The organism is Roseovarius sp. PS-C2 (assembly GCF_018862045.1).
GTDB lineage: Bacteria > Pseudomonadota > Alphaproteobacteria > Rhodobacterales > Rhodobacteraceae > Roseovarius.
On sequence record NZ_JAHKSQ010000004.1, the window covers coordinates 341617 to 354133 of the forward strand.

At 62.1% G+C, this 12517-nt stretch carries 14 protein-coding genes; 11 read left to right on the top strand and 3 right to left on the bottom strand.

The window, feature by feature from the left end:
• Positions 1-60: 60 nt before the first annotated feature.
• Both dprA and KPG71_RS09920 read right to left on the bottom strand, forming a co-directional pair.
• Positions 61-1218, bottom strand: a complete 1158-nt coding sequence (gene dprA / locus KPG71_RS09915) for a DNA-processing protein DprA (RefSeq protein WP_216337914.1) — start codon at positions 1216-1218, stop codon at positions 61-63.
• A gap of 386 nt (positions 1219-1604) precedes the next feature.
• Positions 1605-1820: a DUF6356 family protein gene (locus tag KPG71_RS09920; RefSeq protein WP_216337915.1), complete on the bottom strand. Its 216-nt coding sequence runs from the start codon at positions 1818-1820 to the stop codon at positions 1605-1607.
• Between the two features lie 122 nt (positions 1821-1942).
• Here KPG71_RS09920 and KPG71_RS09925 point away from each other — a divergent pair, with 122 nt between their 5' ends.
• The gene (locus KPG71_RS09925) at positions 1943-2407 is read left to right on the top strand and encodes an Lrp/AsnC family transcriptional regulator (RefSeq protein WP_216337916.1); all 465 of its coding nucleotides are present in this window, start codon (positions 1943-1945) and stop codon (positions 2405-2407) included.
• A gap of 92 nt (positions 2408-2499) precedes the next feature.
• On the opposite strand, the gene tldD is transcribed toward KPG71_RS09925, so the two are convergent.
• The gene (gene tldD / locus KPG71_RS09930) at positions 2500-3927 is read right to left on the bottom strand and encodes a metalloprotease TldD (RefSeq protein ID WP_216337917.1); all 1428 of its coding nucleotides are present in this window, start codon (positions 3925-3927) and stop codon (positions 2500-2502) included.
• Positions 3928-4120: 193 nt separating this feature from the next.
• Here tldD and coxB point away from each other — a divergent pair, with 193 nt between their 5' ends.
• From coxB to KPG71_RS09980, 10 genes are all read left to right on the top strand, one after another.
• Positions 4121-4963 carry a cytochrome c oxidase subunit II gene (gene coxB / locus KPG71_RS09935; protein ID WP_216337918.1) on the top strand — a complete coding sequence of 281 codons (843 nt, stop codon included), beginning with the start codon at positions 4121-4123 and terminating at the stop codon, positions 4961-4963.
• A gap of 84 nt (positions 4964-5047) precedes the next feature.
• Positions 5048-5989, top strand: coding sequence for a heme o synthase (cyoE, locus tag KPG71_RS09940; RefSeq protein ID WP_216337919.1), 942 nt, complete (start codon positions 5048-5050; stop codon positions 5987-5989).
• A 2-nt stretch (positions 5990-5991) separates the two neighbouring features.
• On the top strand, positions 5992-6156 hold the full coding sequence (locus KPG71_RS09945; RefSeq protein WP_216337920.1) for a hypothetical protein: 165 nt from the start codon (positions 5992-5994) through the stop codon (positions 6154-6156).
• Positions 6156-6740, top strand: coding sequence for a cytochrome c oxidase assembly protein (locus KPG71_RS09950; protein ID WP_073035399.1), 585 nt, complete (start codon positions 6156-6158; stop codon positions 6738-6740). Before KPG71_RS09945 ends, KPG71_RS09950 begins: the two co-directional genes overlap by 1 nt.
• A 26-nt stretch (positions 6741-6766) precedes the next feature.
• Complete coding sequence (locus KPG71_RS09955) at positions 6767-7579, top strand: cytochrome c oxidase subunit 3 (RefSeq protein ID WP_216337921.1); 813 nt, start codon at positions 6767-6769, stop codon at positions 7577-7579.
• 84 nt (positions 7580-7663) lie between these two features.
• The gene (locus KPG71_RS09960; RefSeq protein WP_216337922.1) at positions 7664-8347 is read left to right on the top strand and encodes an SURF1 family protein; all 684 of its coding nucleotides are present in this window, start codon (positions 7664-7666) and stop codon (positions 8345-8347) included.
• A complete protein-coding gene (gene thrC / locus KPG71_RS09965; RefSeq protein ID WP_216337923.1) occupies positions 8344-9732 on the top strand; it encodes a threonine synthase in 1389 nt (462 codons plus the stop codon). Before KPG71_RS09960 ends, thrC begins: the two co-directional genes overlap by 4 nt.
• Positions 9729-10991, top strand: coding sequence for a pitrilysin family protein (locus KPG71_RS09970; RefSeq protein ID WP_216337924.1), 1263 nt, complete (start codon positions 9729-9731; stop codon positions 10989-10991). Before thrC ends, KPG71_RS09970 begins: the two co-directional genes overlap by 4 nt.
• Complete coding sequence (locus KPG71_RS09975) at positions 10991-11575, top strand: GNAT family N-acetyltransferase (protein WP_188745006.1); 585 nt, start codon at positions 10991-10993, stop codon at positions 11573-11575. Before KPG71_RS09970 ends, KPG71_RS09975 begins: the two co-directional genes overlap by 1 nt.
• Before the next feature lie 73 nt (positions 11576-11648).
• Positions 11649-12467 carry an MBL fold metallo-hydrolase gene (locus KPG71_RS09980; protein ID WP_216337925.1) on the top strand — a complete coding sequence of 273 codons (819 nt, stop codon included), beginning with the start codon at positions 11649-11651 and terminating at the stop codon, positions 12465-12467.
• Positions 12468-12517 lie beyond the last annotated feature (50 nt).

The following is a 12517-nucleotide window of genomic DNA, read 5'->3' on the forward strand; positions in this document are numbered from 1 at the left end:
GCCCTCGGAGACAGGCGTGATTGGTCCGCGGAGCGGAAAAGGAGCGCAGGTATGGGGCGATCAGGCCAGCGACAGCAAACCGCCGGGCTGCCGCCGGATGCGGCCATCCAGTTCGAGATCGGTCAGGGCCGGGGTTACCGCATTGGCCGGGGCCTGGAGGTCACGGATCAGTTGATCCTCGGCCAAGGGCGAGGGACCGAGACGGTTCAGAATCTGGCTGTGCAGGGCTGCGGTTTCACGCAGGCTGCGTTTGTCGGGCGCGGGAGCGTTCGGTGGCCGAAGCGGCATTTCCTGTTGTGTTTCAGGTGCCGTCTGTGCGGCGTTGCGATCCGGCAGCGCTTCGATCACGTCCTCGGCCTTACGCACCAGCGTGGCCCCGTCGCGGATCAGCATATTGCATCCGGCGGCGCGGGCATCGAAGGGGTGGCCGGGAACGGCCAGAACCTCGCGCCCCTGGTCGAGCGCGGTGCGTGCTGTGATGAGCGAGCCGGATTTTGCAGCGGCCTCGACTACCACGACCGCTTGGGAGAGGCCGCTTATGATTCTGTTCCGCCGAGGAAAATGGCGTGCCTGCGGGACCGTTCCCATGGGCTGCTCCGACAGGCGCAGCCCGGTCCTGGCGATGTCTTCGGCCAAACGGGCATTTTCCGCCGGGTACATCACGTCCACCCCGCCGGCCATGACGGCGATGGTGCCGCTGTCCAGCGTGGCGGAATGGGCCGCCGTATCTATGCCGCGGGCCAGCCCCGATACGATTACATGGCCATGCCCGGCCAGATCGGCGGCGAGACCCTTGGCCATGCGCAAGCCAAGCGACGAGGCGTTGCGCGCGCCCACGAGGGCGATCATCGGGCGGGTGAGCACCGACAGATCGCCGATAGCCCAAAGGATGGGCGGTGCATCGGAAATCTGTTGCAGATCAGCGGGGTATGTATCGCTGCCGACACAGATCATGTGCGCGCCAACGGCGCGGGCGGCTTTCAGTTCGGCATGTGCCACACCTTCGGGGCAGGGGCTGTAATCCTCGACCCCGGCGGCACGTGCGACCTCTGGCAGCGCGTCAAGCGCGGCGCGGGCCGATCCGTGTTCGCCCATCAGCCGGTAGAAGGTGGAGGGGCCAACCCGGCGTGAGCGCAACAGGCGAAGCCACGATACCCGATCATCTTCCGTGGTGGGTGGGAGTGGGGGGTGAGTGGAAGGATGTGTATCCTCGGACATCGTGACCTCGCCGTGCTGCACGATCACTATCGGGCCGGGTGGTTAATGCCGGGTAAACCTGCGGCGGGCGAGTCGTGTGTTTTTGGGGGAATTCACGTATATTATTGATTTATAGTATTAATTATTTTTCTCCCGGTTTTCGGGAGGGGTCGGTATTGCATCGGTATCACGTCGGTATCGTGTCAGTGCCGATGTCGGTCACGACACCGGACAGGTGAGTCGTGACCCGAGCGCGCGATGGGGTTGCGAAATGGGAAGGGTTTGCGCGACAGGCTGATCCGTTTGGGGTGAGATCATGACTGACCAGATGGCCGGAGCCCCGAAAGAAGCGTGGCGCATTCGTCTGCTCATTACCGACAGGTAAATTCGTGCGGCGGCCCGCCTTGTCACGCCCCCCTGTTTTGGGTGCGCGCATACATCTCGGCGATCATCCGGCTTGCGGTTTTCTCGAACAGAAACGGCAGTATCGCATGAACAAGGGCAGCAAGAGCGGCAAGAAGCAACGTCACGGCGAAGCGGAAGGCGAACGCCATATGCTGCATATAGCTTTCGTTGACGGAGTGAGGGTGGCTCAGGAAGGCGGATTTCACGATTGCAATCATGGATGACCCCGGAGTTGATGTTGTGTAAAGGGATGAATGCCACAAAGTGATTGTAAATTTTTCCCAAATTTTCTTCTTCTGGTCTATATAGTGAGAAAACTTCTCACACTTGGGGGATTTGAGTGGAAATTGACCGGTTTGATCGAAAAATCTTGCGCGAACTGCAACGCGACGCTTCGGTCGGGGTGGAGGACCTCGGGGCTCGGGTCGGGTTGTCTCGCAATGCGTGCTGGCGGCGTGTGCGGAGGCTTGAGGAGGCGCGGATCATAACGGCTAGGGTCGCGCTCGTCGATCCGGCCGCTCTTGGTCTTGAGGTAAGCGTCTTTGTCGCCGTGCGAACAGATCGTCATGACCCGGATTGGTTGGATACGTTCACGCGCGCCGTGCGGGATATGCCGGAAATTCAGGGTGTCTGGAGAACCAGCGGTGAGCTTGACTATCTCCTGAAAGTGCGGGTCGCGAGCGTCCGAGAGTATGACGAATTTTATCAGCGACTCATCCGCAAGGTAGAGGTCGCCGACATATCGGCGAGTTTTGTCATGGAAGAGATAAAGGACACGACAGAACTGCCCCTCGATCACATTTGAGGGCCGTTTGGTCTCAGGGCTTCTCTTCCTCTCGGCGTGGTGGGGGAGAAGAGAAGCCCTGCTGTGATCAAGCCGTTTTCCAGGGGCTTTCGTTACCCGGCCGCCGAGCCGCCCACCGTCAGCCCGCCGATCATCACCGTGGGCTGGCCCACGCCAACCGGCACCCATTGGCCCGCCTTGCCGCAATTGCCCATGCCGGGATCAAGTGCCATGTCGTTGCCGAGCGCACGGATCTGTTGCAGTGCGGTGGCCCCGTCGCCGATCAACGTGGCACCCTTGACCGGCGCGCCGACCTTGCCGTTTTGCACGCGGTAAGCCTCGGTGCAGGAAAACACGAACTTGCCGTTGGTGATGTCCACCTGTCCGCCGCCAAAGCCCACGGCATAAATCCCGTCCTTCAGATCGGCCACGATATCGGCAGGGTCGGAATCGCCGCCCAGCATGTAGGTGTTGGTCATGCGCGGCATCGGCGCATGTGCATAGCTTTCGCGGCGGCCATTGCCGGTTGGATCGACGCCCATGAGGCGGGCATTCTGGCGATCCTGCATATAGGCGACAAGGATGCCGTCCTCGATCAGGACGTTCTTGCCGCTTGGGGTGCCTTCGTCATCCACGGTGATCGACCCGCGCCGGTCGGGGATGGTGCCATCGTCCAGCACGGTCACGCCGGGGGCCGCGATGCGCTGGCCCATGAGCCCGGCAAAGGCGGAACTGCCCTTGCGGTTGAAATCGCCTTCCAGCCCGTGGCCAATGGCCTCGTGCAGCAGGATACCGGGCCAGCCGGGGCCAAGCACCACATCCATCACACCCGCCGGGGCCGGTTCGGCGCGCAGGTTGACCAGCGCGATGCGCAGCGCCTCGTGCGCTTTGGCCTGCCAGTCGGCGGGGTCGATCAGCCCATCCAGCCCGATCCGCCCGCCGCCGCCAGCGGTGCCGGATTCGCGCCGCCCGTCCTGATCGACGATGACCGATACGTTCAGCCGGGTCATGGGCCGCGAGTCGGAGACCTCGGTGCCATCGGGGCGCAGAATCACCACCTCCTGATGCGAGGCGGCCAGCGTGGCCGTGACCTGCACCACGCGGGGGTCGAGGCTGCGGGCGAAATCGTCGATCTCGCGCAGGGTTTCCAGCTTGACCGGGAATTCCGCCCCGGCGATGGGATCGGCATCCGTATAAAGGTGCCGGTTGGTGCGTGGAGGGGGCGGGGCCATCGTGCCGCCACCGTCGCCCACGGCCAGGCGCGCGGTTTCAACGGCGCGGGTCAGCGCGGGTTCGGAAATCTCCGAGGAATGGGCATAGCCCGACACCTCGCCACGCACGGCGCGCAGGCCGAATCCCTGCGCCGCATCGAAGGAGGCGGTCTTGACCCGGCCATCGTCGAACACCAGCGCCTCGGACTGGCGGCGTTCGAGAAACAGCTCTCCGTCATCTGCACCTGCGGTCGCCTCGGACAGGCGGCGCAGGGCTGTGTCGCGGTCGAGCATCGTTTCGAACGGGCGAAAGGCGGCGGTGTCGGTCATAAAGGGGCGTCCTTGCTAGGGGTGCGACACGGAATTTTGATCTAAATCAAAAAAAGCGTCCGTTTGCCGCAGTGTCTTTCTTGTCTGGTTGCTCAGAATATGGTTTCTACCTGCGATGAAACAACGGGATTCCGCCGTATGCGGGGAATTTCGTGTCCAAAACAGATACCGCTTCAACCGATCAGGGTGTAAAATGCGACTTCTTTCCAGCCTTCTGGCCGTACTGGCCGCCTTTTCTGCCCTCCCTGCACGTGCGCAGGAGGGGCTTGAGATCATCGGCCGGCCCAAGCAGGGCGGCACCGGGTTCCAACCGGCAGCGACCGAACTGGCGCGCGACCTTCAGTGGCTGGATGGCATGATCCTCGTGATCATCACGGCAATCGTCATTTTCGTCTGTGCCCTGCTGTTGATCGTGATCCTTCGCTACAACAGGAAGTCGAACCCGGAATCGGCCAGCTTTACCCACAACCAGCCGCTGGAAGTGGCGTGGACAATCGTTCCGATCGTGATCCTGGTGTTCATCGGTGCGTTCTCGCTGCCGGTTCTGTTCAAGCAGCAGGAAATCCCCGAGGGCGACATCAACATCAAGGTGACCGGCTATCAGTGGTACTGGGGTTATGAATACACCGATCACGAATTCGCCTTCGACAGCTTCCTGCTGGCGCGCGACGAACTCGAGGAATACGGCTACAGCCAGGATGAATACCTGCTGGCAACCAACACCGCCGTTGTCGTGCCGGTGGACAAGACCGTGGTCATGCAGGTTACCGGCGCGGACGTGATCCACAGCTGGACGATCCCCGCCTTCGGCGTGAAGCAGGACGCGGTGCCGGGCCGTCTGGCCGAACTGTGGTTCAAGGCCGAGAAGGAAGGCGTTTATTTCGGCCAGTGCAGTGAACTCTGCGGCAAGGACCACGCCTATATGCCGATCACGGTCAAAGTCGTCAGCCAGGAGGAATACGATCTCTGGCTGAAAGGCGCGATCGACGAATACGCCGGTACGCCGCAAAGTGTGCAGGTGGCCTCGGCCAACTGATTTGACGCGGGTGCGCTGCGGCGTGCCCGCCCGCCGCCTCCGCGATGACCTCATCGCGGCGTTTCGGCCCCTACGGAGAACACGATGAGCGACGCAAGCCTGAATACAGCCAGCACGCAGCAAGGCGACGCCGAGTTCGGCGATTATTTTGCCCTGCTCAAGCCGCGTGTAATGACGCTGGTCGTGTTTACCGCTTTTGTCGGCCTTCTGGCCGCCCCGGTGGGGGTGCATCCGCTTGTGGGTTTTGCGGCGATCCTGTTCATTGCCGTGGGCGGCGGTGCCTCGGGCGCGCTGAACATGTGGTGGGATGCGGATATCGACCGGGTGATGAAGCGCACCCGCAAACGCCCCATCCCCGCCGGCAAGGTCAGCGAGGACGAGGCGTTTGCGTTTGGGATCACGCTGGCGGGCTTTGCCGTTGTCATGCTGGGGCTGGCGACGAACCTGCTGGCTGCTGGCCTGCTGGCCTTCACGATCTTCTTCTACGTCGTGATCTATTCGATGTGGCTCAAGCGGTGGACGCCGCAGAATATCGTGATCGGCGGTGCCGCAGGGGCGTTCCCCCCGATGATCGGCTGGGCCGCCGCGACCGGAACGATCAGCATCGAATCGATCCTGATGTTCGCCCTGATCTTCATGTGGACGCCACCGCATTTCTGGGCGCTGGCGCTGTTCATGCGCTCGGACTATGACGAGGCGGGCGTGCCGATGCTGACGGTCACGCATGGCCGCCGCGCGACCCGTATTCATATCCTTGTTTACACACTGCTTCTGGCCGGTCTGGCCATCGCCACGGCGTTCACCTCGGTCGGCGGGCCGATTTACCTGACGGTGGCCATTGTCCTGAACGCGGCCTTCGTGATCGGCGCGCTGCGCATCTGGCGGCGTGACGAAGGCATGGCCGAGGATGACAACTATGCGGTGGAGAAGAAGTTTTTCCGCCTGTCGCTTTACTACCTGTTCGCCCATTTCGTGGCCATCGCGCTCGAGGCGTCGCTGGTGCCCTTCGGGCTGGGAGGCTGGTGAGCATGAGCTTTCGTGACCAGCATGACCTGCACAAGCGCCGCTTCAGCCGCAATCTGGGCCTTGGTCTGGTACTGGCCGCGTTTGTGGCGCTGGTGTTCGGCCTGACGGTGGTCAAGGTCGGTGTCGAAGGCTTTACCATGAAGCCGCAAAACGAGGTGCAGGACTGATGGCGATGGACGCAAATTCCAAAGTGGTGGTGCGCCTTGTGGGCGTCGTGCTGCTTATGGGCGGCCTCGCCTGGGCGTCTGTGCCCTTGTATGACTGGTTCTGCCGGGTCACCGGGTTCGGTGGCGAAACCAGCGTTGCAACCGCCGGATCGGACGAAATTCTGGATAAAACCATCAAGATCCGTTTCGACGCCAGCAAGGCACGCGGCTTTCCGTGGACGTTCAAGCCCATGCAGCGCGAGATGGAGTTGAAGATCGGCGAAACCGGACTGGCCTTTTATGAGGCCTACAACCCGACAGACCACCCGATTGCCGGGCAGTCCAGTTATAACGTGACCCCGTTCGAGGCGGGCGGATTCTTCACCAAGATCGACTGCTTCTGCTTTACCGAGCAAATCCTGCAACCCGGCGAGCGGGTCGAGATGCCGGTCACATTCTATGTCGACCCCGAGATCGTCACCGACAGGGACGCCAAATACGTTCACACGATCACGCTGTCCTATACATTCTACGAAATCGACATGCCCGAGGAAGAGCAGGCCGCTCTTGATCGGGGCGATGAAACCGATAACACTCTGAACTGAGCCTTCCACGAGGGATAAAGACCAAGATGGCACACGAAAAGAACCACGATTATCACATTCTGAACCCCTCAATCTGGCCGTTGCTCGGCGCATTGGCGGCGTTCGTCATGCTGTTTGGCGCGGTGCTGATGATTTCGCCGCAAGCGGAAAGCAATCAGCCCTGGGTGTTCCTGATCGGCCTTGTTGGCGTACTCTATGTCATGTTCGGCTGGTGGTCGGACACCGTGGCCGAAAACCAGGCGGGCGATCACACCCCGGTTGTCCGCATCGGCCTGCGCTATGGCTTCATGATGTTCATCATGTCCGAGGTGATGTTCTTTGCCGCGTGGTTCTGGAGCTTCTTCAAGCACGCCATGTACCCGATGGGGCCGGAAAGCCCCGCGGTGGACGGGCAGTGGCCTCCGGTGGGGATCGAAACCTTCGACCCGTGGCACCTGCCGCTGATCAACACGCTGATCCTGCTTTGCTCGGGTGCGGCGGCGACATGGGCACACCATGCTCTGGTGCATGAGAACAACCGCAAGGACATGAAGACCGGCCTGACGATCGCCATTGCCCTTGGTGCGCTGTTCACCCTTTTCCAGGTCTATGAATACAGCCACGCGGCGTTCGGGTTCTCGGGCAATATCTATGGCGCGAACTTCTTCATGGCCACGGGTTTCCACGGCGCGCATGTGGTCATCGGGACGATCTTCCTGTTCGTCTGCCTGATGCGCGTGATGCGCGGCCATTTCACCCCGGAAAACCACATCGGGTTCGAGGCGGCGGCATGGTACTGGCACTTCGTCGACGTGGTCTGGCTGTTCCTGTTCGCCGCAGTTTACATCTGGGGCGGCTGAACGTGGGTTGAAAACCCGGCCACAAAACGCAAGAAAGCAAAGCGCGCGGGTTTCGCGCGCTTTTCCTTTTGAACGGAGCCCGACTTGGCACGCTATATCGTTCCCCTGATCTTCGGCATTGCCGGCATCGCGGTGCTGGTGGGGCTGGGCGTCTGGCAGATGCAACGGCTGGCGTGGAAAGAGGGCGTCCTGGCCGATATCGAGGCGCGTATCGCTGCAGATCCCGTGGAACTGCCTGCTGCGCCCGATCCCGAGGGGGATCGTTACCTGCCGGTGCAGGTGACGGGGCAGGTGGGCGATCAGGCCTTGCGCGTGCTGGTCAGCCAGAAACAGGTCGGTGCGGGCTATCGGGTGATTTCGGCGCTGGACACGGGTGATCGGCGCATTCTGCTGGATCGCGGTTTCATCAAGGTGGGCCGCGACATTCCCGCCCCGCCACAGGGCGATGTGACGGTTATGGGCAACCTGCATTGGCCGGACGACCGTAACAGTTCGACCCCCGACAACGACGTGGCGGACAATACGTGGTTTGCCCGCGATCTGGATCAGATGGCCGGGGTGTTGGATGCCGAGCCGCTTCTGGTGGTCATGCGCGACGCGTCGTTTCCCGACGATCCGTTGATGCCGCTGCCCGTGGACACCGGCACTATTGCGAACGATCATCTGGAATATGCGATCACATGGTTTTCGCTGGCCGCGGTCTGGGCGGCGATGACCGGTTATTTTCTCTGGCGGATGCGCCAGTCAGCCAAAGGCGAAGGCACATGAAATATATCTCGACCCGCGGGCAGGCGCCCGTTCTCAGCTTTGAAGAGGCGATGCTGACCGGGCTTGCGCGCGATGGCGGGCTGTACCTGCCCGAAAGCATTCCGCAGATGAGCGCGGGCGACATCGCCGCGCTCGAGGGGCTGAGTTATGAAGAGGTGGCGTTTCGCGTGATGCGCCCGTTCATCGGCGATGCCTTCACCGATCAGGAATTTCAGGACATCATCGCACGCGCCTATGCCGGGTTCGGCCATGCCGCCCGCGCGCCGCTGGTGCAACTGGACAGTGGGCATTTTCTGCTGGAACTGTTCCACGGCCCGACGCTGGCGTTCAAGGACTTTGCCATGCAACTGATCGGCCAGCTCTTCGAGGCCGCGCTGAAACGCAACGGTCAGCGGGTGTGCATCGTCGGTGCGACGAGCGGCGATACCGGCAGCGCCGCGATCGAGGCGTTCCGGGGGCTGGATGCGGTGGATGTGTTCATCCTGTTTCCGCATGGCCGCGTCTCCGAAGTGCAGCGCCGCCAGATGACCACCCCGACCGAAGACAATGTGCATGCGCTGGCAATGGACGGGCATTTCGACGATTGCCAGGCCCGCGTGAAGGACATGTTCAACGATTTCGCCTTCCGCGATGCGGTGGGGTTGGCAGGTGTCAACTCGATCAACTGGGCGCGGGTGTTGGCGCAGGTGGTCTATTACTTCACCTCGGCGGTCAGCCTTGGCGCACCGCAGCGCAAGGTCAGCTTTACCGTGCCGACCGGCAATTTCGGCGATATTTTCGCCGGTTACATCGCCAAGCGGATGGGCCTGCCCATCGACCGGCTGGTGGTGGCCACCAATCAGAACGATATTCTGCACCGCTGCCTGACGAGCAGCGAATACAAACCCGATGGCGTGATCCCCTCGATCAGCCCGTCGATGGACATTCAGGTCAGTTCCAATTTCGAACGCGCGCTGTATTACGCCTACGGGCAGGATGGCAACGCCGTGGCGCAACTGATGGACGAGCTGAAGGCAGGCGGGTTCAGTGTCAGCCAGGGGGCCTTGCAGGCGCTGCGCGAGACCTTCGACAGCGGCCGTTGCGACGAGGACGAAACCCGCGCCACCATCCGCGATACATGGGCCGCCTCGGGCGAGTTGCTGTGCCCGCACAGCGCCGTGGGCGTCAAGGTTGCGAACGAGGCGCGCGTTTCCGGCACCCCGATGATCACGCTGGCCACCGCCCACCCGGCCAAGTTCCCCGCAGCGGTGGAAGAGGCCAGCAATGTGCATCCCCCCTTGCCCGAACGCATGTCGGACCTGTATGAGCGGTCGGAACGCGTCAGCCGAGTCGATAACGATCTGGGCGCGATTGAAGCACTCATAAAGGAACGGACCGGGCATTGACCGTCAATCTGACTACGCTCGACAACGGGTTTCGCATCGTGACCGAGGCCATGCCGGGCCTGCAATCCGCAGCCATCGGTATCTGGGTCAACGCAGGCGCGCGGCACGAACGCGCCGCGCAGAACGGCATCGCGCATTTCCTCGAACACATGGCGTTCAAGGGCACCAGGACACGCAGCGCATTGGCCATCGCCGAGGCAATCGAGGATGTGGGCGGCTATATCAACGCCTATACCTCGCGCGAGGTGACGGCCTATTACGCGCGGGTCTTGAAGGATGACGTGCCGCTGGCGCTGGACGTGATCGCGGACATCCTGCGCAATCCGCTGTTCGAGGGCCGTGAGATCGAGATCGAGCGCGGCGTGATCCTGCAAGAGATCGGTCAGGCGCTGGATACGCCCGATGACATCATTTTCGACTGGCTGCAGGAAAAGGCCTATCCCGATCATCCGCTGGGGCGCACCATTCTCGGTCCCGAAGAACGTGTGGGGGCATTTTCCCGCGATGATCTTGTGGCCTTCGTCGATGAACATTACGGCCCCGGCCAGATGGTTCTGGCCGCTGCGGGGGCCGTGGATCACGACGCGCTGGTCAAGGCCGCCGAGCGGCTGTTCGGAGATATGGCCCCCAAGGCACCTTATACCCCCGATATCGCGCGCTTTGCCGGGGGGGAAAGCCGCCGGGTGAAGGAACTGGAACAGGCGCATTTCGCGCTGGCCTTCGAAAGCCCCGAATACAGCCATCCCGATATCTACGCCGCGCAAATCTATGCCTCGGCGCTTGGCGGCTCGATGTCGTCCCGTCTGTTTCAGGAAATCCGCGAAAAGCGCGGCCTGTGCTATACGATCTTCTCGCAGGTCGGGGCCTATGCCGATACGGGCATGATGACGATCTATGCCGGCACCTCGGCCGATGAAATGGCCAATCTGGCGCAGATCACGCTGGACGAAATGAAACGTGCCGCAGGCGATTTCCGCGTGGACGAGATCGAGCGTGCGCGCGCGCAGATGAAGGCCGGGCTGATGATGGGGCTGGAAAGCCCGTCGAACCGGGCCGAGCGATTGGCGCGCATGTTGCAGATATGGAACCGCGTGCCGCCACTGGACGAGGTGGTCGAAAGGATCGATGCGGTAACCCTGGGCGATGTCCGGCGTCTGGCCGAAACCACGATCAGCACCGCACCGGCGGCGATGGCCCTTTATGGCCCGGTCGAGGCCGCACCCACCCTTGCGGCGTTACAGGACAGGCGCGCCGCCTGATGTTCCTGCCGCGCCGGAAAGTTCGGATCGAAACCGAACGCCTGACCCTGCGCCAGCCCCTGCTGAACGATCATCGCGAATGGGCGACCCTGCGCAAGGAAAGCGCCGATTTCCTGATCCCGTGGGAGCCGACATGGGCGGATGATCATCTGGCGCGCAAGGGATTTTCCAATCGGGTTTACTGGGCGCAGCGGTCGATCTCGCAGGGCACGGCGTTGCCATTGTTCCTGATCCGCCGGACGGATAACGTATTGCTGGGGGCGATTACGCTCGACAATATCCGGCGCGGCCCGGCACAGGCGGGCACCTTGGGCTACTGGATCGGCGAGCCCCATGCCCGGCAGGGATACATGCGTGAAGCGATCCTTGGGGTTGTTCACCATGCCTTTGAACGCCTTGACCTGAGCCGGATCGAAGCCGCCTGCCTGCCCGAAAACCATGCCTCGCGCGGGTTGCTGGAGAAATCCGGCTTCAAGTACGAAGGCGTCGCGCAAAGCTATTTGCAGATCAATGGCCGCTGGCGCACCCATGTTCTCTATGCCGCGTTGCGCATGGACAGGCGCGGGCGCACCGGTGTCGGCTGACCAGCTCACCAACAAAGACTGACGTAAAATCGCCGATTGCCCTATCCTTGTGATGACAAGGAGGTGCTGAGCCATGATTCGACTACTCCTGTTCATGGGCCTGCTGGCCACATCCGCCGCCGCGCAGGACCGTCGCCCCAGCCATTGCATCGCCGTGGCGCAAAACACACCCGGCGTCGAAGTCCTGCACAAGGCCAGCTTTCGTGATCCGGTGCCTGAATTTTCGGTCCGGCTGCGCTATATCTCGCATGCCGCGTTTCTGTTGCAGACCGAGGATGGCCTCTCGGCGGTGACCGATTTCACGGGGTTCATCGGCAATGTGGATTTCATTCCCGACGTGGTGACGATGAACCATGCCCATTCCACCCATTGGACGGCCAACCCCGATCCGGCGATTCCCCATGTGCTGCGCGGATGGGGGGACACCAGCGCAGGAGCCGAGCATTACCTCGATCTTGGCGGTATGGTGGTGCGCAATGTTTCCACCGATATTCGTGGCTGGGACGGCGGCGGCGAACCGAACGGAAATTCGATTTTCGTGTTCGAGGCTGCGGGCCTGTGCATCGGCCATCTGGGGCATTTGCATCATGAACCCAGCGATGAACAATACGCGGCGCTTGGCCGTATGGATGTCGTCATGGCCCCGGTCGACGGCGGGTATACCATGCCGCTGGATAACATGATGAACGTGTTGCGCCGTTTGAAAGCCCGGATCGTGATTCCGATGCACTGGTTCGCCGATGGGTCGCTTGGACGCTTTCTGGCCGGGATGGAAGGGGATTTCGAGATCGTCGAAACCGGCACGTCGGAACTCACCGTATCGCTGCGCAGCCTGCCGGAGCGCCCGACGATCATGGTGCTGCGCCCCGCGCTTCTGCGGGAGGCGCAATAGGGGCGTGCCCGCCCGCGCTCAAAGAAGGGCTGGACCGTACCGCAGGGCAT

What these genes read in the sequence shown, in the direction of transcription:
- KPG71_RS09980 (WP_216337925.1), top strand. Translation starts at nt 11,649, where the DNA reads ATGATTCGACTACTCCTGTTCATGGGCCTGCTGGCCACATCCGCCGCC.
- KPG71_RS09920 (WP_216337915.1), bottom strand. Translation starts at nt 1,820, where the DNA reads ATGATTGCAATCGTGAAATCCGCCTTCCTGAGCCACCCTCACTCCGTC.
- dprA (WP_216337914.1), bottom strand. Translation starts at nt 1,218, where the DNA reads ATGTCCGAGGATACACATCCTTCCACTCACCCCCCACTCCCACCCACC.
- coxB (WP_216337918.1), top strand. Translation starts at nt 4,121, where the DNA reads ATGCGACTTCTTTCCAGCCTTCTGGCCGTACTGGCCGCCTTTTCTGCC.
- cyoE (WP_216337919.1), top strand. Translation starts at nt 5,048, where the DNA reads ATGAGCGACGCAAGCCTGAATACAGCCAGCACGCAGCAAGGCGACGCC.
- KPG71_RS09950 (WP_073035399.1), top strand. Translation starts at nt 6,156, where the DNA reads ATGGCGATGGACGCAAATTCCAAAGTGGTGGTGCGCCTTGTGGGCGTC.
- KPG71_RS09945 (WP_216337920.1), top strand. Translation starts at nt 5,992, where the DNA reads ATGAGCTTTCGTGACCAGCATGACCTGCACAAGCGCCGCTTCAGCCGC.
- KPG71_RS09955 (WP_216337921.1), top strand. Translation starts at nt 6,767, where the DNA reads ATGGCACACGAAAAGAACCACGATTATCACATTCTGAACCCCTCAATC.
- KPG71_RS09975 (WP_188745006.1), top strand. Translation starts at nt 10,991, where the DNA reads ATGTTCCTGCCGCGCCGGAAAGTTCGGATCGAAACCGAACGCCTGACC.
- tldD (WP_216337917.1), bottom strand. Translation starts at nt 3,927, where the DNA reads ATGACCGACACCGCCGCCTTTCGCCCGTTCGAAACGATGCTCGACCGC.
- thrC (WP_216337923.1), top strand. Translation starts at nt 8,344, where the DNA reads ATGAAATATATCTCGACCCGCGGGCAGGCGCCCGTTCTCAGCTTTGAA.